This window comes from Streptomyces sp. NPDC028419 (assembly GCF_055565515.1).
The window spans coordinates 26,206-45,325 of the sequence record NZ_JBVHUE010000041.1 but is presented as its reverse complement, the minus strand read 5'-3'; the positions used below and the strand labels follow the sequence as shown (position 1 = coordinate 45,325).

The window sequence follows — 19,120 nt, the reverse complement described above, 5'->3', positions numbered from 1 at the left end:
GGCTACGGGGTGGGGGTCGGGGGGGTTTCCGGTTTCGAGTGGAGGACCGCGCGGGCCTGGTCCGCGGCGCGGGCGATGCTTTCGGAGACGAAGTCGACGAAGCGGGCGATGTTCTCCAGGCGGGCCGCGGCCGGGGTGCCGGGGCCGAGGACGCCCACGCCCTGGCGGGCGATCTCGCCGAGGTGGGCGGTGGCGCGGGCGCTGGCCATCGTGGACTGGTAGAGGACGTCGTCGTCGACGACGTAGCGCTCGCGGCGGCGCTCGTCGCGCTCCCGGCGGATCAGGCCCTGGCTTTCGAGGAAGGCGATCGCCTTGGAGATGGACGCGGGGCTGACCTGGAGGCGCGCGGCGAGTTCGGCGGCGGTGAGGCTGCCGATGTCGGTGGTGTAGAGGGCGGCCAGCACCCGGGCCGTCATCGTGGGCAGGCCCGACTGCATGAAGACGGTGGCGAACACCTCCTCGTACGCGCGCACGGCCTCGGTGTCGCGGCCGTGGGCCTGCGGTGTCGCCTTCGGGTCGCGCGGCGCGCTCTGTCCGCGCCGGTGCGCACGGCGTTCGGTGGCGCGGTGGGCGAGGTCGGCGCGGTAGGTGGTGGGGCCGCCGTTGCGCATGACCTCGCGGGTGACGGTCGAGGTCGGGCGGTCGAGACGCCTGGCGATCTCCGCGTAGGCGAGCCCGTCGGCGAGCCCCAGCGCGATCTGTTGGCGTTCCTGCTGGGTGAGTCTGCCTCCCGGCATCGCGGTCTCCTCCGTAGTCGTCCTGGGCGCCGCCAGCATAGCGTTCATTCTTGGTTCATTGCAACGTGGGGAAGGGGGGGTGTTGCGTTGAAGGTCGGGTCATTGCAATGAAAAGGGGGGTTTGAGCTGGGGGTATATAGATCTAGCGCAACGAGTGTGTTGCCGAATCTATGAACGCAACGTAGCTTTTCCCATGTCGGAAACAACGAGTGAGTGAAGGAAAACATCATGCAGAAGTTCATCACCCCCGCCCCGGTCGCCGCCGTCGTCGAGGTTCCCGCGGGTCGGATCCGGTTCATCGCCGCGGACCGTGCGGACACGACCGTCGAGGTGCTGCCCGCGGACGGGTCGAACGGGCGTGACGTGAAGGCCGCGGAGCGGATCACGGTCGACTACGCCGAGGGCGTCCTGCGGATCGGGGCCGAGCCGGCGAAGAGCCGGATGCTGGGCAGCTCCGGCGCGGTCGAGGTGACGGTGCAACTGCCCGCCGGTTCGCGGGTCGAGGCGAAGGTGGCCAGCGCGCAGGTGCGGGGCGTGGGGCGGCTGGGCGAGGTCGTCTTCGAGGGGGCGCTGGCCTCGGTCAAGCTGGACGAGACGGCGGGTGCGCGGCTGACGCTGCAGGCCGGCGACGTGTCGCTGGGGCGGCTCGGCGGTCCCGCGGAGATCACCACGGCGAAGGGCGACATCCGGATCGCCGAAGCCGTGGGCGGCCGGGTCGCGCTGCGGACGCAGGCCGGGGAGATCTCGGTGGGCGCGGCGCGCGGGGTCTCGGCCTCGCTGGACGCGGAGACCGGCTACGGGCGGATCCGCAACGCGCTGCTGAACAGCGAGGGCGCGGCCGCCGGCCTGCACATCCACGCGAGCACGACGTACGGCGACATCAGCGCCCACAGCAACTGAAGCGCCCCGACGTGCCCGGCGCCCGCCACGGCGGCCCGGTTCACGAGACCGCGTCGACCGGCTCCGGGTGCTCCGCGGTGAACTGGGCCACGGCGGTGGGCATGAACCCCGCCACCGTGTCGCCCTCGGACGGGGGCAGCGACAGGACGCTGCTGATGACGACGAGCGAACTCCCCACGCGCACGACGGTCGCGTCGCCGCGTTGGGAGTCGCCCTTCGCCCCCGTCACCCGGGCCTGGACGACCAGGCTCTCGTCCCCGATCCGGGGCCCCTCGGCGACGACGAAGGCGGCCTTGTCCGCGGGCTCCCCCGCCGCGTGGGGCAGTTCCACGCTCCGGCACCGGCTCACCAGGTCGCGCAGGTCCAGCATGGCCCGGGTCGCGCCGTTGTCGGCGAAGGAGTAGAGCGTCTCCCTGCCGGGGATGACGCCGCCCCCGGCGGAGCGTCCGCCGCTGAAGGTGGCGCGGGCGGAGGCGGCCGACGCCCCCGTGCTCGCGTCCACGACGCTCTGCCCGTCGATCAGGTCCGTGCAGGGCGACGGCGACGGCGATGGGGACGACCCCGTAGCGGCGTCCGCGGCGGGATCCGCCACGGAGGTCCAGCCGTAGGGCAGGGTGGCGGGCAGGAGGCGGGTGCGCAGCTCGGCGGCCGACAGCGGTCGCGCCTCGGCGGAGGACTGCGAACCCTGGTCCTCGGCGGAACTCCCGCACGCCGTCAACGACGCGAGCGACGCGAGCGACACGCATCCGGCCACGCACCGGAACTTGAGGTTCCGCACCTCGACACCTTCCACCCCGAGTGATCAAATCGCCCGAAGGTAACAGGCCGGCGGGCCTTCGACCAACGTTTCCGCAGGCCGTGACCCCGTGACGGGGCGTGTACTGCGTTCGGGTGCGCGTTCACCCGGTCGAGTCAAGAAGCGCGTCACCCGCGCTCCGCGCGCCGGTGGACGGGAGAGGATCGGCGCGTACCGCGGCGAGGTGTCCGCGGACGTGAACAAGAGGGAATCGGGACATGGCTCAGGGCGCGGTCAAGTGGTTCAACGCTGAGAAGGGCTTCGGCTTCATCGAGCAGGACGGGGGAGGCCCCGACGTCTTCGTGCACTACTCCGAGATCGGGGGCAGCGGGTTCAAGAGCCTGGAGGAGGGCCAGCGGGTCGAGTTCGAGATCGGCCAGGGCCAGAAGGGTCCGCAGGCCCAGCAGGTTCACGTCATCTGATGCCGATGCCGATGCCGTAGGTCGGGCCCGCGTCAGCGGGCCCGCTCCGGTGCGTTCAGTGCTCGATCAGGCGCTTGAAGGCCGCCGTGTCGAAGACGTCCTCCATGCGGGCGGCCCGGCCGTCGCGCAGGGTCCAGGAGTGGACGAAGCTCAGCTGCTCGGTCCGGCCGCTCACCGACGTCACGTGCCGCACGCCGAACACCACGACCCGGTCGCCCGACTCCACGAACTCCAGCGGCTCCAGCCGCATCCCGCCCACCACGGTCGGCGCGTGGGCCAGGAACGCCTTGACGCCCGCGTGGCCGTGCTTGGTACCGCCCAGGTCGTAGTCGGACATGCTGTCGGGATGCACCCACTCCACGTCCGGCGCGAGGGCCTCCAGCAGCGCCGCCACGTCGCGGGTGCGGAAGGCGTCGTAGGCGCGGCGGATGAGCGCGAGGTTCTCCGACTGCGTGGGGCAGGGGCCGCAGGTGGTGATGGTCATGCTGCTCTTCCCAATCCGTGTTCGGCGTACTCGGTGTGTTCGGCGTGCGGGGCGTGCTCGGGCCGCTCGCGCACGAGGTCGGGGTGCAGGGCGCGCAGGGTGTCGCGGATGCCGTCGCGCCAGGGGACCGAGCAGGGCCCGGTCAGCGCGCGGCGCAGCGCGGGATCGAACTGGTAGGTCTCGCGGGTGACGGCGCTGGGCACCAGGCGCGCCTCCACGCCCGTCAGCTCCTCCATGTGGCGGATGCAGTCGGTGATCCCGACCGCTTCGTCACCGCCCCAGTTGACGAGGGTCGCCGGGGTGGTGGCGGCCCGCCACAGGTGCGGCACCTGCCGGACGAGGTCGTCCGTGTGCAGCGGCGAGCACCAGTTCTGGCCCCGCAGCGGTACGGCGATGGGCTCGCCGGCGAGCATGCGCGCGAAGTACAGCATCGGGACCCCGCCGTAACCGCCGGGCCCGTAGGCGATGTTGAGCCGCGCGATGGTCGTGGGCAGCCCCAGGACCTGGGCGAAGGCCCGTACGGCGCCCTCCGTCGCCAGCTTGCCCACCGGGTAGGCGGGCAGCCAGTCGGCGACGCCGTCGACCGGGTCGGACTCCGTGTAGCGGTGCTCCAGGGTGCGGCGGGCGTAGACGGCGCCCGTGGAGACGTACAAGAACGCCTCCGCCTCCCGGCAATGGTTCATCAGCCGGCCCGTGGCGACCGAGTTGACCTCGGCCGCGGCGTTGAAATCGCCGTCCTCGCCGCGGCGGACCGCCGAGTGGATCACGTGGGTGAAGTCCCGCGGGAGGTCCCGCAGGGAGCCGCCGTCGGGGTCGTCCATGTCCCAATGCCAGGTGGTGACGGACTTCTCGTTCAGCGCCCGCTCGACGCCCGGGGCGCCGAAGCGGCCCAGGCACCACACCTCGTTGTCCTCGGCCAGGGCCTCGGCCACCGGCCGGGCGACCTGACCGGTGCCGCCCGTGACCAGGATCTTCTTGCCCTTCAGGCCGTTCATGTCGTCCATGCCCTTCATCCGTTCGCTCCCTGCGGGGTCGTGGGGCGCGCCGCGGCGGCGCGGGCGGCGCTGATCCGGTCGGCGTCGCCGAGGGCCAGGTCCAGCTCGCGGCGCAGGACGCTCTGGAAGGCGGCCACGTGCCGGCGGCCCATCAAGGTGTAGTGCTCGCCGGGGACTTCGACGTAGCGGTTCGGCCCGGTCGTGTGTTCGTCCCAGCGCCGCAGCTCGTGGTCGAGCCAGTCCTGCTTGGTGCCGCGCAGCGGGGTCGCGTAGAAGACGTGCATGGCGGGGACCGTGCCGCTGGGCTCGTAGTCGCGGCCGAGTTCGGTGAGCCGCGCAGCCACCTCCGCCCAGGCGTCGAACTTCGCCCGGTCCAGGTCCAGCTCAGCCAGCCGGGCGGCGGGGGCGAGGCCCACCAGGCGGTCGACCTGCTCCTCGCGGGGCAGTGCGCGCAGGCTCCCCGGCAGCTCCCGCGCCTGCCGCTTGTCGATCAGCTCCAGGAAGAGGGCCAGATTGACGGCGGTCTCCACGAAGTCGAGTTCCTCCATGCGGTACTTGATGTGGGGCGGCAGGTTGAAGCTGCCGACGAAGTCCACGCGCTCGCCCGCGTCGCGGAGCACCTTCGCGATCTCGAAGGCGACGGCGCCGCCGTACGAGTAGCCCGCGACGGCGTAGGGGCCGTGCGGCTGGCGGGCCCGGATGGCGCTCACGTAGGAGTCCACCATCTGCTCGAAGGTGGCGAAGGGCTTCTCCCCCTCGTTGAAGCCGCGGGCGCGCAGCGCGTGGAAGGGCCGGTCCCCCGCGAAGTACGTGGCGAGGTTGACGAAGACCAGGACCTCGCCGACCCCCGGGTGGACGCAGAACAGCGGGGTCCGGTCCCCGCCGGTCTGCATCGGCACCACCGGGTCGTACTCCCGCGGCGCGGAGCCGCCGCTCGCGTCGATCCGCGCGGCCAGCGCCCGGACGGTGGGGGAGGTCAGGACGGTGATGACCGGCAGCTCCTCGACGCCCAGACGCCGGGCCACCTTGCCGCGCAGGCGCAGGATGTCCAGGGAGGTCCCGCCCAGGTCGAAGAAGTTGGCGGTGGCGCTGATCGAAGCCGGGTCCGCCTCGAACAGCTCCGCGAAGACCTCCGCGACGGCCCGCTCGGTCGCGCCCTCGGGCGCGGTGTACCCGCCGAGCATGCGCAGCGCCAGGTCCGCGAGGCGGTCGCGCACCGCGTCGTAGGCACCGGACTCCAGGCGCCGGCGCATCAGCGCGCGCTGGATCTTGCCGAGGCTGGTCTTGGGGAACGCCTCCTGCGGCAGCGCCAGGACGAGCGAGGGCCGCAGGCCCCAGCGCATCACCACGCTGCTGCGGACCGCGGTGAGCACGCGGTACAGCTCGGCCTCGTCGTGCTCGGCCGCCTCGCAGTGGAAGGCGACCACCAGCTCCTCGGTGTCGCTGCCGGCCGCGCGGGTGGGGAAGGCCGCGACGAAGGAGGGGGCGACCCCGTCCAACTCCTCCAGCGCGGTCTCCAGTTCGTGGCTGAAGTAGTTGACCCCGTTGATGATGACGCTGTCCTTGCTGCGCCCGACGAGCGCGAGGCGGCCCCCGTCCACCCGGCCCAGGTCGCCGCTGCGGAACCAGCCGTCGGCGGTGAAGGCCGCGCGGGTGGCCCGCGCGTCGTTGTGGTAGCCGCGGGTGATCATCGGGCCGGTGAACTGGAGCTCGCCCACCTCGCCCGCCGGCAGCGGCCGGTCGTCGGGGCCGACGATCCGCATCCGCAGGCCCGCCACGGCGGTGCCCAGGTCCGCGAACTCCGTGCCGCCGCCGTCAGGTTCCGGGAACTCCCGGGAGTAGACGGATCCGGCGCAGGTCTCGGTCATTCCGAAGGCCGGCCACAGGGCGCCCGGGGCCAGTCCGTAGGGTGCGAACCGCTCCAGGAAGGTTTCGCCGGTAGTACGGACCACCGCCTCGCCGCCGCTGATGATCTGGCGCAGGGCGCGAAGGTCCAGCCGCTCTCCGCCGGACTCCAAGCGGTCCGTGCTTGAATTCAGCTGCCCCAGCAGGAAATTGGGCGTGAAGGTCATCGTTACGCCGTGCCGGGAAATGAGCCGCAGGAATTCCAGGGGTTCGTCGAGGATCACCGCGGCCTGCGTGTGGAGCTGGCGGCAGCCCACGGAGAGCGGCAGGAGATGGCACTCCAGCAGGGCGGCCACGTGGTCGAAGGAGACCCAGTTCATCGTGGTGTCGGCCGCGGTCAGCCGGTGGTGACCGTTCTTGGCGGCCATCGACGCCAGCAGGTTCGCGTGGCTGAGCACCACCGCCTTGGAGTTGCCGGTCGAGCCCGAGGTGAGGACGAGCACGGCGGGGTCCTCGGCGCGGGCGTCGGCGTACGGGGCGGCCGGCGCGGGTCCGTACAGGGCGTCCAGCTCGGCGACCGCCAGGCCGTCGACCGCGGGCAGCTCGGCGGCCAGTGACGCCGTCGTGACGACCAGCGGCCCGTCCAGGAGCGCGTCGACGTGGGCGAGCTGGGCGGCCCAGCGGTCCCGGTCGCCGGGCAGGGGCGCCATGGGGCAGGGGACGAAGCCGCCCAGGACGGCGGCCCAGAAGGCGGTGAGGAACTCCTGCGGGCGCTCCAGGACCAGCACGACCTTGTCCCGCGGCCGCAGCCCCCGGGCGCGCAGGCCGGTCAGGACGCGCAGGGCCTCGTGCAGCAGTTCCGCGTGGCTCTGGTCGTGGAAGGCGCCGTCGGCCGGGCCCGGGCAGTAGCGGAACCCGTGGTCGGGGTGGTGCCGTGCGGCGTCGAGGAGCAGGTCGGCGATGCCGTGGGGAGGTGCGGTGTTCACAAGTACTCCGTTGCCTGGTGGCGCGGCGGGGCGGCGTGGCCCGCGCGACGCGCCGGAGGTAGGGGAACCGTGGATTCGGGGACGTCGGGATCGGGACGTCGGGATCGAGGCGTCGGATGTGGGGACGTCGGGATCGAGGGTCGTGCGACGGCGTCAGGCGGGCCGCACGACGAGGGTGCGGTCGGGGCCCGCCGGCAGCGCGACGGCCGCCGTCCAGCCCGCGGGGGCCTCGACGTCGGCCACCCACCAGGTGGACGGCGTGCCGAGGGCCAGCGTGGTCACTTCCACCGGACCCGGGGTCCCGGGGTGGGTCTCCAGCCGGGTGAGTTCGTCGGTGATGCCCACACCGACCGCCTTCAGCACCGCTTCCTTGCGGGTCCAACAGCGCAGGAACGCGCGGCTGCGCGCGGCCCCGGCCGGTTCGGCCAGTACGGCGTCGCGCTCCCGCGGGGTCAGCGCGACGCCGGCGACCTCCGCGACCGGGATCTCGCGGACGGGCTCGGCGTCGATTCCGACGGGGTGGGAGGAGACGGCCAGCATGCCGAGCCCCTTGGTGTGGGAAAGGCTGATGCGCGGGGAAATCGCGGGTCGGACTATGGCGGGCGGGCCGTGTCCGATGTCGCCGCACCCTCCGCAGGGCGCGCGGCCTAGGGAAATGTCATGGGCGGGAATGCGAAGGTAATCCGACATGATGCGGCGAATGGTGGCGCGGGAACTGATGAATTCCGCGGCGCGCGAAGTCGATGTGAATGCGTGTGCACGGCTCAATTCTTCGGTGTCCAGGAGGGCGAGATCGGACGCGCTGGCACGACCGTCCCGAATCGGCCACCACCACACGAGGACATCGGCGGAATCGAGGCCGGAAGACGCGGTACCGGATGTCCGAACGGTGTGTGCATGGCGTGTGGTCACCGGGGAACCGTAGACAGCAACAGGTCTGACCTGGGGACTCGTTGACAAATTGCGGTCAGCTGTGAAACGTAGGGTGAGGGGGGTGCTGCTGACGGTGTCCGAAACAGTAAGAGGAGGTACCGTTTCCGGCCTTCGCGTGCAGCTTCCTGACATGGCGGGCGGGTAGCCTCGACGCCCCGGGGGCACCGGGATATCTCGCCCGGTCGGGCGGCCGCGTCTCAATAGGGCGATGGTTTCTTGACGGTGTCTCAGGATCTGAACTCGGGACGAGCCGAATCCCGCCGCTCTTGACACCGCTTCGAATAGTTCGCCCCTCAACCACATCTCCGTGGATGGCCAGATTTTTTGGCCGGACACGCCGGGTCCAGTGGTTAGGATGGGTACGACCAGTGCATGCCCTGTGGTAGGGGGCGGCGCTAAACATACGGGGGCGAAATGACGGGAATTAGATTTGAAACACCAAGCGCGGCAGGTCCCGAGGGGGTGGACGGAGCGGGGACCGATCACGCGGCATATCTGGAGCGCGCACTCCTCCAGGCCCACGCGCTGATCGAGTCGACCGTCTCCCTGCACCGGACGCGACCGGTGGCGCCGTCCGCGGTGGCGCGCACCCGCGCCACGCTGACCGGCGACACCCTGGAACAGCTGGTCAAGCGGGCGCGGCACTCGGTCTGTGTCGCCCTCACCGATACCGGTGACTTCTCGGAGGCCGTGCTGGCGCTGCTGGCGACGATCCCCGCCCGGGCGGTCGTCCGCGTGCTCTGCACCGCCGAGGCGGTGGAGCCGGTCGTGACCTTATCCGAGCTTCCGGACCGACGCGTGGAAGTCAGGGTCTCCGAGAGCGATCTTCGAGAGATCCTCGTGGTCGACGGTTCGGTGGCCCTGGTGCGGGCCGCCGGCAGCGCGGGAGACGAGGCGGCCGTGGTGAACGACGTGGCCGCGGTGCGCGCCCTGGAACTCCTCTTCGCCGGGGCCTGGTCGCGCGGCACCCGACTCGCCGACCACCTCCAACTGAGCCCGCGCCTGCGCACGGAGCTGGCCCGGAACATCCTGGAACGGCTCCGGGCGGGCAACACCGACGAGATCGCCGCGCGGGAGTTGAACGTCTCCCTGCGCACCTACCGGCGCCACGTCGCGGACATCATGCGCGAACTCGACGCCAACTCCCGCTTCCAAGCCGGCGTGCGGGCCGTGGAGTTCGGTCTCCTGGCCGAATAACGGACCCCTTCGACCCGGCGTCCGCACACAGGACGCCGGGTCCCGCACGGCTGCCCACGAGCAGCCCCCACGCCGTTCGGATCGTCAGGAAGAGGTGGACACGCGTGTCCCAAAGGGCAGAGGACGTGATGGAGCGTGCCCTGCTCCAGGTGCGGGAACTGCTGGAGTCGACCGTGGCCATGCACCGCGGCCGCAGCCTCCAGGAGCAGGTCATCAGCGTGCTGGAGAACGACTACGAGGTCGTCCTCGACACCGCGCAACGGCTGATCGAGAGCGCCACCGAGAGCATCGACATCGTCCACGCGAGATTGCTGGGTTCGGACGAGAAGCCGATGCGTACGGAGAGAGGACTGATCTACAGCGCGGCCGAGGGGGTGTCCGTACGGCTGCTCGCCTCGCCCGCCCTGCTCGACGAGGAGTTCGTGCGCGAACAGCTCGCCAGGGAACGGCCGGTGGCGGTACGGGTGGCCAAGGTGCCGCCCCTCCAGGCGCTGATCGTCGACGGCCGGGCCGCCCTGGTGGTGGCGGAATCCGCCGTCGGACGACGGGCCTCGGTGATCCGGGTGCCCGAGGTCCTGCACACCCTGCACACCCTCTTCGAGAGCGTGTGGAGCAACGCCGTGCCCGCCGGCGAGCGCATCGTCTTCGGCGACCGGGACCGCGCCGCGCTCGCGCGGCAGATCCTGGGCGCGCTACAGGACGGCGCCACCGACGAGGTGGCCGCCCGGGAGCTGTCGGTCTCGGTGCGCACCTACCGCCGCTATGTGGCGGAGATCATGGCCCTGCTGGGGGCCAACTCCCGCTTCCAGGCGGGCGTACGGGCCGCCGAGCTGGGGCTGCTGCCCCGGTGAGCGCGGGGTCGCCGCCCCGCTGATCGGGGCGCGGCGGGCGGGTTCGCTGGCAACTTCCTGAAAGGAGCGTTGTCCGCGCACCCGCCCGCCCCGTTGTATGGGCCGTCAGGGACGGGTACGCGCCGCACGGCGCCGCTCCCGTCCCCGGCGGCCGGTCCCCCCACCCGAGCGCCGTCGCCGCACGGGGGGCCGCCCCGGAAAGCTCGGGCCGGCCTCCCGTTCCCCCAGGTGAACGCCCAACGGAAGGCAGGACCATGAATCAGTCGGCGGTCGCCCTCGACGTCCAGGCCCGGGGAACACGGGGTCGGAGGTCCGCCGCGACCCGCTGCGGCTGCCCGGGGGGCGGGCGATGAAGGTCCTGACCCAGGAGCCGCGGATCAGCGGCGTCGGCGTGCTGGACAAGGCGTCCGCCCTGCTGGCCATCGTGGAGGACGGCCCCGCCACGCTGGCGGAGCTGGTCACCATCAGCGGCCTGACCCGCCCGACGGCCCACCGGATCGCACAGGCCCTGGAGCGCCTCGACCTGCTCACCCGGGACCACTGCGGCCGCTACCTGCTCGGCACCCGGCTGGGCAACATCGCCGTGGAAGTGAAGCGGGACCGGCTCGTGGGAGCCGCGCTGCCGGTCCTCACGGACCTGGCGGCCCTGACCGGACTCGACGCGAGGATCTTTCGGCGGCGCGGCGAGAACCAGGTCTGCGTCGCCACCTCGGTGGACCCCTATTGCCTCACGGACTGCGTCCCCGTCGGCACCGCCCGACCGGCCAAGGCGGGTGCGGCCTCGCAGGTCCTGCTCGCCTGGGAGGAGCCGGAGGAACTGTACGAAGGTCTGCGCGGCGCCCGGTTCACCGCGGCCCAGCTCGCCCTGGTGCGCCGCCGGGGGTGGGCCCACGGCCCCGACGCGGCGGTGCCGGAAGCGGTCTCGATCGCGGTGCCCGTGCGCGCCGACGACCACCAGGTGGTGTGCGCGCTGGTCCTCACGGGCAAGCGGCCCCGGATGCCCCTCGAACCCAACCGGGCCCTGCTGGGCGCGGTGATCGACGCGGCGTCCCGACTCTGCGACGCGGCGGCGAGGACCCGGGCGCCGGGGGTACGGCGGGGTGTTGGCAGCTAGCTGTCAGGCGTCACCTCGGGTGCGGCGGGCGCGTGATCGACTCGAGGTGGGGCACGGGTGCCCCACGGAACGGGGAGGTAGGACATGGCGCAACCCCATGCGTTCGAGGCGTTCGAGGTCGGCGAGATCGACGGCGTCGCCGCGGTGGAGGGAGGTCCATGAGCGTGCACACCGCCACCGGACCGGGTGCGGGAACGGCCGTTCGCGGCGCGGGCGGCAGCGACGGCCGCAGCGGGAACGAGGACAAGGAGTGGGTCGAGCGCGCCGCGGGCGCCCCGCGGTTGCTGTTCGTGGAGAACCGGGCGCAGGACCGGGCGCGGGACGGCGGCGCCGCGGGCGAGCCGGACGGCTTCAGGAGCGAGGCGGTCACGCAGGTGCTCATGGGCAACTCCGTCGTCCTCTTCCTGGTGCAGGAGGGAGTGGTGCTGGCGGTGCCCGGCCGGGACACCGACATCGACCGGTTCCAGCGCGAGGGCGGCCTGCTGGCCGCCGACCGGTTCTCCCTGGAGGAACACGGCCTCGCCGAGGACGCGCTCCGGCGCGGGACGCGGATCACCGGCATGGACGAGGTGGCCGGCTGGATCCTCGACCCGTCCGTGCGCGTGCTGTGGCACTGACGCGACCGGCCGGTGGGGGAGCGCGTACGGGCCCCCACCGGCCGGTCGCGGACCGTCACGCGCAGCCGCGCTGCCAGTTCCAGCCGATGAAGGTGCTCTTCAGCTCCACGTCGAAGGTGCAGGTCGAGGTCCCGTCACCGTTCAGCCGCACGTACGAGTGGTGGGAGTTCGCGTAGGTGTTGCCGGAGAGGTCGAAGATGCCCTTGTAGGTGAAGTCCGCGTGCGCCGCGTAGGACGCGGTGGCGGCGCCCTGCGCGCTGGAGGACTTCAGCGACCAGCCCGCGTTCCACGGCTCGCGGTTCCACTCCTGGCGGGCCGTGCTGGCGGCGCCCGTGACCTGGCCGTTCGCCGCGTCCCAGGTGGAGTCCGTGTACAGGCCGGTCATCCGGATGTTGCAGCAGTCGAACATCTCGTTCCAGCTGCGGACCGTACGGCTGGTGGCGGCCGCGGCGGCCACGCCCGCGACCTGCGCGCCCTTCGCCTGCTGGCCGGCGGCCGGTACGTAGCGGACCTCGCCCAGCACCGGCTTGCAGTCGGCGCCGATCGTGACCTGCTGCTGCACGGCCATGCCGGCGGGCGGCAGGGGCAGCGATCCGGACAGCTTCACGCCCTCGCACTTCCGGTCGGCCGGGGCCGGGGCCGAGGCGTCGGCAGGAGCCGCGACGGCGGCGGTGCCCATGAGGGCCAGCAGACCGACCGAGGCTGTGACGACGGTTGCGATGCGCATTCTTAATTCCCCTTGTTCTGAGCTGAGTTCCTCGGTCCGTGAGCTTAACCACGGTTATTCGGCGGAAGGCGGGACGCTCCGATGTTGGCAGGAAGATGGCACTGAGCTGGCACGTCGTCAGATGGCGCGGCGGTGGCACCTTCATGCCAATTCCCTTGGGCGACCTTCCGGTGCGGTGCCAGAGTTTCGCTGAGAGCCGCCGTTCGGATGGCGAATGGCGATCCGTCGTGAGGTGGGGGATTCCTCGTGGGTCGTATTCCGGCGCGATCGGCCGCCATAGCCGAGCGGGCGGACGCGGGCAGTGGTCTGCTCGCCCGACTGTGCTTGGACGACCCGGAGTTCGAGCTCCGCATGGGCGACGCGCTGGCCGGTGCGGAGAAGCGGCTGCGGGACTGCGCCACGGACGCCCCGGACCCGAGGATCGCCGACCTCACCGGGCACCTCGCCGCCGCCGGGGGCAAGCGCATGCGTCCGGTGCTCGTGCTGCTCGGCGCCGAGTTCGGCGACCCGTGGCGGGACGGCGTGACGGACGCGGCCGTCATCGCCGAACTGGTCCACCTCTCCTCGCTCTACCACGACGACGTCATGGACGAGGCCGAGACCCGGCACGGCGTGCCCAGCGCCAACGTGCGCTGGGGCAGCCGGGCCGCGGTGTTCGGCGGGGACTGGCTGCTGGCACGCTCCGCGCAGCTCGCCGCCGGACTCGGCCCGCAGGCCCTGCGGCTGAACGCGCGGACCGCCGGCCGGCTCGTGGCGGGCCAGCTGCGCGAGCTCACGGGACCCGCGCCGGGCGAGGACCCGGTCGCCCACTACTTCGAGGTGGTCGCCGGCAAGACGGCCGCCCTGATGTCCATGGCCCTGGGCATCGGCGCGCTGCAGGCCGGCGCGCCCGAGCCGTACGTACGGGCCCTGACCTCCTACGGGGAGCACCTCGGCGCCGCCTTCCAGATAGCCGACGACCTGCTGGACCTGGCCGCCCCGGCCGACGCCACCGGCAAGGAGCGGGGCAAGGACCTGCTCGCGGGGGTCGCGAGCCTGCCGGTCCTGCTCGCCCTCGCGGACCTGGACCCGGCCAACGAGGAGCTGCGGGCCCTGCTGGCCGCCGGCCCGGTGACCGAACCGGCCGCGCACCGCCGGGCCCTGGAGCTGTTCGCCACCGCGTCGGCCACGGCCGGGGCCGAGGCGATCATGCACCAACGGCTGGCGTTCGCCCGGGACGCGCTCGGCGTCCTGCCCCGGTGCACGGCACGCCGGGCGCTGGACGCGCTGTGCGACTTCGTCGCCTTTCGCACCACATGACAAGGACAGGGGTAGGCCATGACGATGCAGGAGAGGGTCGGCGAGCTCACGCGGATCCGTGACGAGGTCCTGGACGGCGGGGCGCAGGCCACCGCGGCGCAGCACGGCAGGGGGAAACTGACCGCCCGCGAACGCCTCGCCCTCCTCTTCGACGAGGGCTCCTTCACCGAGATCGAACAGCTGCGGCGCCACCGCGCCACCGGTTTCGGCCTGGAGGCCAAGCGCCCCCACACGGACGGCGTGGTCACCGGGTGGGGGACGGTCGAGGGCCGTACGGTCTTCGCCTTCGCCCACGACTTCCGGATCTTCGGCGGCGCCCTGGGCGAGGCCCACGCCGCCAAGATCCACAAGGTGATGGACCTCGCCCTCGCGGCGGGGGCCCCGCTGGTCTCGCTGAACGACGGCGCGGGGGCCCGTATCCAGGAGGGCGTCAGCGCGCTCGCCGGCTACGGCGGGATCTTCCAGCGCAACACCCGCGCCTCGGGCGTGATCCCGCAGATCTCCGTGATGCTCGGCCCGTGCGCCGGCGGCGCCGCCTACAGCCCCGCGCTGACCGACTTCGTCTTCATGGTCCGGGGCACCTCCCAGATGTTCATCACCGGACCGGACGTGGTGAAGGCGGTGACCGGCGAGGAGATCACCCAGAACGGGCTCGGCGGCGCCGACGTCCACGCCGAGGTCTCCGGCGTCGCGCACTTCGCCTACGACGACGAGGAGAGCTGCATCGCCGAGGTGCGCTTCCTGCTCTCGATGCTGCCCGCGAACAACAAGGAGATGCCGCCCGGCGCGCCCGTCGACGACCCGGTCGAGCGGCGCTGCGAGCGGCTGCTCGACCTGGTGCCGCTGGACGGCAGCCGCCCGTACGACATGCGGGGGGTGATCGGTGAACTGGTCGACCACGGCGAGTACCTGGAGGTCCACGAGCGCTGGGCCACCAGCGTCATCACGGCGCTGGCCCGGCTCGGCGGCCAGGTCGTCGGCATCGTCGCCAACCAGCCGCAGTCCTTCGCCGGGGTGCTCGACATCCGGGCGTCGGAGAAGGCCGCGCGGTTCGTGCAGATGTGCGACTCCTTCAACATCCCGCTGGTCACCCTCGTCGACGTGCCCGGCTTCCTGCCCGGCGTCGACCAGGAACACGGCGGGATCATCCGGCACGGCGCCAAACTGCTCTACGCCTACTGCAACGCCACGGTGCCGCGGGTCCAGGTGATCCTGCGCAAGGCCTACGGCGGCGCGTACATCGTCATGGACTCCCGTTCCATCGGCTGCGACCTCTCCCTGGCCTGGCCCTCCAACGAGATCGCCGTCATGGGGGCCGAGGGCGCGGCCAACGTCGTCTTCCGGCGCCAGATCCAGGCGGCCGACGACCCCGACGCGACGCGCGCGCAGTTGGTCAAGGAGTACCGGGCCGAGCTGATGCACCCTTACTACGCGGCCGAGCGCGGCCTCGTCGACGACGTCATCGACCCGGCCGACACCCGTTCCGCGCTGATCGGGGCGCTCTCCATGCTCCGGGCCAAGCACGCCCCGCTGCCGTCCCGCAAGCACGGCAACCCCCCGATGTGAGGAGACGCGCCATGTCGACGCACGCACTCGACGGACCCCTCGGTCCCACCATGATCGAGATCATCCGTGGCGCCCCCACCGCCGAGGAGATCGCCGCGCTCGCGGCGCTGCTCACCACGCTGGCGGCGGCCGTCCCGGAGCCGGAGGCCGGGCCCGTGCCCGCCGCCGGCTGGGACCGGAGCGAGCGGACCCCGCCCGTCTCCTGGAGGGCGAGGCCATGAGTTGGCAGCTTGCTGCCAGCCGCGTTGCCGGCCCCCACACACCTTGTTAACCAGTAGAAAGCGGCGTGAACAGGCCGCGTGACCTCGGCCGCGGCCGTGTGATGGGGAGGCAGCTCGTGCGTCAGGTGGTGTTCCGCGTCCTGGGTCCCTTGGACATCAGCGTCGACGGGACGCCGGTGAACCTCACGGGTGCCCGTCAGCGCACGATCATGTCCATGCTGCTGCTCGCCCCCGACCGGATCGTGTCCGTCGACACCCTCGCGGACGCCGTCTGGGACGGGAACCCGCCCGCCACCGCGCGCAACCAGATCGCCATCTGCGTCTCCGCCCTGCGCAAGACCCTCAAGGCCGCCGCCGGTGTCGAGGAGGTCCTGGTCACCAGCCATCCCGGCTACATGCTCTTCGCCGCCGGACACCGCATCGACGCGGTCGAGTTCGAGGAGCTCGCCGAACGGGGCCGCGAGGCCGCCCGCGGCGGTCGGGCCGAAGAGGCCTGCGGCCACTTCGGCGACGCCCTCGCCATGTGGCGCGGCCCGGCGCTGGAAGGCATCACCACGGAACGGGTCGCGGCCGGCGCGGACCGGCTGACGGAACTGCGCCTGGACGTGTACGAGGAGCACATGGGGCTGCGCCTGCACCTGGGCCACCACCGCGACGTGATCGGCGAGCTGACCGCCTTCGTGCGCGAACACCCGCTGCGGGAGCAGGCCAAGGGCCACCTCATGCTGGCCCACTACCGGTCCGGCCGGCGGGCCGAAGCCCTGGAGACGTACCGCGAGGGCCGGCGGGTGCTCAACGGCGAACTCGGCATCGACCCCGGGCCCGGCCTCCAGGAACTCCACGAGCAGATCCTGGCCGACTCCCCGAAGCTGAACCCGCCCGCCCGGACCGCCGTCGTGGTCCCCCCGCGCAGCGTTCCGGCCCAACTGCCCTCCGACGTGGCCTCCCACACCGGACGCGGCGGCGAACTCGTCGCGCTCGACCGGCTCCTGGACCACCTCGACGGCCCGTCCCTGCCCGTCGGATCCGTCACGGGCATCGGCGGCGTGGGCAAGACCGCCCTCGCCGTGCACTGGGCCCACCAGGTGGGGGACCGCTTCCCCGACGGCCAGCTCTTCGCCGACCTGCGCGGCTACGACGAGGAGGCGCCGCTGCGCCCGGGGGCCGTCCTGGACCGCTTCCTGCGCGCCCTCGGCGTACCGGGACCGGAGGTCCCCGGCGACCCGAACGAGCGCGCCGCCCTCTTCCGCAGCGTCCTGGACGGTCGCCGGGTGTTGATCCTGCTGGACAACGCCCGCTCCTTCCGGCAGATCCGCCCCCTGCTGCCCGGTACCGGGCGCTGCTGCGTCCTGGTCACCAGCCGGGACCCCATGGGCGGGGCGCTCGCCGGCGACTACGCCTTCGTCCCGCTGCACCTGGGCGCCCTGGAGCAGGACGAGGCGATCGCCCTGCTCTCCCGGGTGGCGGGCGACGACCGGCTGTCCGCCGACCCGGTCGGCGCGGCCCGGCTCAGCGCGCTCTGCGACGGGCTGCCGCTCGCCCTGCGGATCGCCGCGGCCCGGCTCGCGGCCAAGCCGCACTGGCCGGTGCGCACCCTGGTCTCCCGACTGGAGGACCAGCACCGCAGGCTCGACGAGCTCAGCCCCGACGAGCGCGGCGTCCGTGCGGGTCTGCGCCTGAGCTACCGCGACCTGCCGGCCGCCACCGCCCGGATGTTCCGGCTGCTCGGCGCGGCCAACCTGCCCGACTTCTCCGCCTGGGCCGGCGCCGCGCTCCTCGACATCGACCTGCTGGACGCCGAGGACCTCATCGAGGAACTCGTCGACGCACAACTGCTCGTACCGCAGAGCGCCGCCCCCGCCAGCGGCCACGTCCGCTACCGCTTCCAGGCGCTGCCCCGGCTCTTCGCCCGGGAGGTGGCGCTCGCCGAGGAGACGCCCGAGGAACTGCGGGCCGCGACCCGGCGGGTGGCCGGCGCCTGGCTGGGGCTCGCGGTGGCCGCCCACCGCAAGGTGTACGGCGGCGACTACAGCGTCATCCACGGTCCGGCGCGGCCGCACCCCCTCCCGGGCCACCTCGTGGAGAGCCTGCTGGTCGACCCCATGGAGTGGTTCGAGTCCGAACGCGCCACGATCACCGCCCTGGTGGACCAGACGGCCCGGGACGGCGAGTCGGCGTACGCGTGGGACATCGCGGTGACCGGGGTGACGCTCTTCCAGAACCGCAACCACCTGGAGGACTGGCGCCACTGCGCGGAGCGCGCGCTCGCGGCCGCCCGCACGACCGGCGACCGGCTGGGCGAGGCCGTGATGCTGCACTCGCTGGGAACGCTCGACATCGTCGAATGGGACTACGCGTCGGCCATCGAGCACCTCGGCCTGGCGCTGCTCCTGTTCGAGGAGCAGCGCCAGGATCGAGGACGTGCCCTGGTGCTCAGGAACCTGGCGCTGTGCGAACGCCACCGCCGCGATCTGAAGGCGGCACGAGAGCTGGGACACCAGTCGCTGGAGATCTTCCGAGCCGTCGGTGACCACTATGCGGAGGCACACGTACTGGGGCTTTTGGCCCAGATAGAACTGGAGGGAGGACAGCCGCAGACGAGCTTGGTGCTGTCCTCGGAGGCGGTCGCCCGGAGCAGGGGACTGGGTACGGTCCGGGGCGAGGCGCAGGGAACCGTGCGGCTCGCCGAGGCGCTGATCCACCAGGGCGACGGGCACCGGGCGGAGGAAGCCTCCCGGCGCGCCCTGGAGCTGGTGCGGGGCAGTGGCGACCGCCGCGGCGAGACCCACGCCTTGCGGACGCTGGGCGAATCGCTGTGGCGGCAAGGGCGTTACGAGGAGGCCGAGGCGGCCTTGGGCGAGGCCCAGTTCACCGCGACGATCGTCCCGGACCGCTACCTGGAGGCGCGGGCCGGGGCCGCACTCGGGTGCGTACGCGGCCTGCTGGGCGACCGGGCCGGCGCCGCGGGCTCCTTCAAGTCCGCGGGTGATCTGTTCGCCCAGGTCGGGGCACCGGCCTGGCGGGACCGGACCGAACGCCTGCTGCACCTGCTCGGCACCGGCGAACGGATGGAGTCGGGGGAGCTGTTCGCCCTCATCCAGCCCTGACCGCGGCGGACGCGGTCAGGTCCAGGGATCGTCGGAGCCGGGGGCGGTGGGGTGGCGCAGGCCCGGGAGCCATGGGTTCGACATGGTCACCTGGACCGGGGAGTGAGGCGCTGCATGAGGTCCTCCTGAGATCTGCGGAGTGCGACCGGTCACCGTCGACCGTGTCGCCTCGTCCTGGGGTACGGACAGGAACCTACCGGCGCGGCTTTTCCCGCCGGTTTCGTATCGCTTTCGCGCACGCGAAACGGATCCGAAGCCGCCGGGTAAGCACCGCGCCCTAGCGTGCCGCGGCAGGTGGCGCGCGGCCGGCGCGGGCCCGCGGC

Annotated in this window: 17 protein-coding genes; 10 read left to right on the top strand and 7 right to left on the bottom strand. The window is 72.5% G+C overall.

The window, feature by feature from the left end; genetic code table 11:
• Positions 1–2: 2 nt before the first annotated feature.
• Positions 3–737 carry a GbsR/MarR family transcriptional regulator gene (locus ACZ4UB_RS34290; RefSeq protein WP_468076387.1) on the bottom strand — a complete coding sequence of 245 codons (735 nt, stop codon included), beginning with the start codon at positions 735–737 and terminating at the stop codon, positions 3–5.
• Between the two features lie 228 nt (positions 738–965).
• Here ACZ4UB_RS34290 and ACZ4UB_RS34285 point away from each other — a divergent pair, with 228 nt between their 5' ends.
• The gene (locus ACZ4UB_RS34285) at positions 966–1,637 is read left to right on the top strand and encodes a DUF4097 family beta strand repeat-containing protein (protein ID WP_468076385.1); all 672 of its coding nucleotides are present in this window, start codon (positions 966–968) and stop codon (positions 1,635–1,637) included.
• 40 nt (positions 1,638–1,677) lie between these two features.
• On the opposite strand, the gene ACZ4UB_RS34280 is transcribed toward ACZ4UB_RS34285, so the two are convergent.
• Positions 1,678–2,415: a hypothetical protein gene (locus ACZ4UB_RS34280; RefSeq protein WP_468076383.1), complete on the bottom strand. Its 738-nt coding sequence runs from the start codon at positions 2,413–2,415 to the stop codon at positions 1,678–1,680.
• Positions 2,416–2,651: 236 nt separating this feature from the next.
• On the opposite strand from ACZ4UB_RS34280, the gene ACZ4UB_RS34275 reads away from it, so the two are divergent.
• Positions 2,652–2,855 (top strand): cold-shock protein, encoded by a 204-nt coding sequence (locus tag ACZ4UB_RS34275; protein ID WP_468076381.1) that lies wholly within the window; start codon positions 2,652–2,654, stop codon positions 2,853–2,855.
• A 55-nt stretch (positions 2,856–2,910) separates the two neighbouring features.
• On the opposite strand, the gene ACZ4UB_RS34270 is transcribed toward ACZ4UB_RS34275, so the two are convergent.
• The 4 genes from ACZ4UB_RS34270 to ACZ4UB_RS34255 form a co-directional block, all read right to left on the bottom strand.
• Entirely contained in the window at positions 2,911–3,339 is a 429-nt protein-coding gene (locus ACZ4UB_RS34270) for a nuclear transport factor 2 family protein (protein ID WP_468076379.1), read from the bottom strand.
• Positions 3,336–4,352, bottom strand: coding sequence for an NAD-dependent epimerase/dehydratase family protein (locus ACZ4UB_RS34265; protein ID WP_468076377.1), 1,017 nt, complete (start codon positions 4,350–4,352; stop codon positions 3,336–3,338). The genes ACZ4UB_RS34270 and ACZ4UB_RS34265 overlap by 4 nt, the downstream gene beginning before the upstream one ends.
• The gene (locus tag ACZ4UB_RS34260; RefSeq protein WP_468076375.1) at positions 4,349–7,165 is read right to left on the bottom strand and encodes an AMP-binding protein; all 2,817 of its coding nucleotides are present in this window, start codon (positions 7,163–7,165) and stop codon (positions 4,349–4,351) included. The genes ACZ4UB_RS34265 and ACZ4UB_RS34260 overlap by 4 nt, the downstream gene beginning before the upstream one ends.
• Before the next feature lie 153 nt (positions 7,166–7,318).
• Positions 7,319–7,705, bottom strand: a complete 387-nt coding sequence (locus ACZ4UB_RS34255) for a 4'-phosphopantetheinyl transferase family protein (RefSeq protein WP_468076373.1) — start codon at positions 7,703–7,705, stop codon at positions 7,319–7,321.
• An 855-nt stretch (positions 7,706–8,560) separates the two neighbouring features.
• Here ACZ4UB_RS34255 and ACZ4UB_RS34250 point away from each other — a divergent pair.
• The 4 genes from ACZ4UB_RS34250 to ACZ4UB_RS34235 all read left to right on the top strand — a co-directional run bounded on the left by ACZ4UB_RS34250 (position 8,561) and on the right by ACZ4UB_RS34235 (position 11,877).
• Entirely contained in the window at positions 8,561–9,295 is a 735-nt protein-coding gene (locus ACZ4UB_RS34250; RefSeq protein ID WP_468076371.1) for a DNA-binding response regulator, read from the top strand.
• A 104-nt stretch (positions 9,296–9,399) separates the two neighbouring features.
• On the top strand, positions 9,400–10,146 hold the full coding sequence (locus ACZ4UB_RS34245; protein ID WP_468076369.1) for a TrmB family transcriptional regulator sugar-binding domain-containing protein: 747 nt from the start codon (positions 9,400–9,402) through the stop codon (positions 10,144–10,146).
• A gap of 349 nt (positions 10,147–10,495) precedes the next feature.
• On the top strand, positions 10,496–11,260 hold the full coding sequence (locus ACZ4UB_RS34240) for an IclR family transcriptional regulator (protein ID WP_468076367.1): 765 nt from the start codon (positions 10,496–10,498) through the stop codon (positions 11,258–11,260).
• Between the two features lie 158 nt (positions 11,261–11,418).
• Positions 11,419–11,877: a hypothetical protein gene (locus ACZ4UB_RS34235; RefSeq protein ID WP_468076365.1), complete on the top strand. Its 459-nt coding sequence runs from the start codon at positions 11,419–11,421 to the stop codon at positions 11,875–11,877.
• A gap of 55 nt (positions 11,878–11,932) precedes the next feature.
• On the opposite strand, the gene ACZ4UB_RS34230 is transcribed toward ACZ4UB_RS34235, so the two are convergent.
• Positions 11,933–12,604 carry a hypothetical protein gene (locus ACZ4UB_RS34230; RefSeq protein ID WP_468076363.1) on the bottom strand — a complete coding sequence of 224 codons (672 nt, stop codon included), beginning with the start codon at positions 12,602–12,604 and terminating at the stop codon, positions 11,933–11,935.
• 246 nt (positions 12,605–12,850) lie between these two features.
• Between ACZ4UB_RS34230 and ACZ4UB_RS34225 the strand changes: the two genes are divergently transcribed.
• The 4 genes from ACZ4UB_RS34225 (at position 12,851) to ACZ4UB_RS34210 (ending at position 18,797) form a co-directional block, all read left to right on the top strand.
• Entirely contained in the window at positions 12,851–13,903 is a 1,053-nt protein-coding gene (locus ACZ4UB_RS34225) for a polyprenyl synthetase family protein (protein WP_468076361.1), read from the top strand.
• Positions 13,904–13,927: 24 nt separating this feature from the next.
• Positions 13,928–15,469 (top strand): acyl-CoA carboxylase subunit beta, encoded by a 1,542-nt coding sequence (locus ACZ4UB_RS34220; protein WP_468076425.1) that lies wholly within the window; start codon positions 13,928–13,930, stop codon positions 15,467–15,469.
• Positions 15,470–15,480: 11 nt separating this feature from the next.
• Entirely contained in the window at positions 15,481–15,690 is a 210-nt protein-coding gene (locus tag ACZ4UB_RS34215; protein WP_468076359.1) for an acyl-CoA carboxylase epsilon subunit, read from the top strand.
• Between the two features lie 116 nt (positions 15,691–15,806).
• Entirely contained in the window at positions 15,807–18,797 is a 2,991-nt protein-coding gene (locus tag ACZ4UB_RS34210) for an AfsR/SARP family transcriptional regulator (RefSeq protein ID WP_468076357.1), read from the top strand.
• Positions 18,798–19,120: the final 323 nt, after the last annotated feature.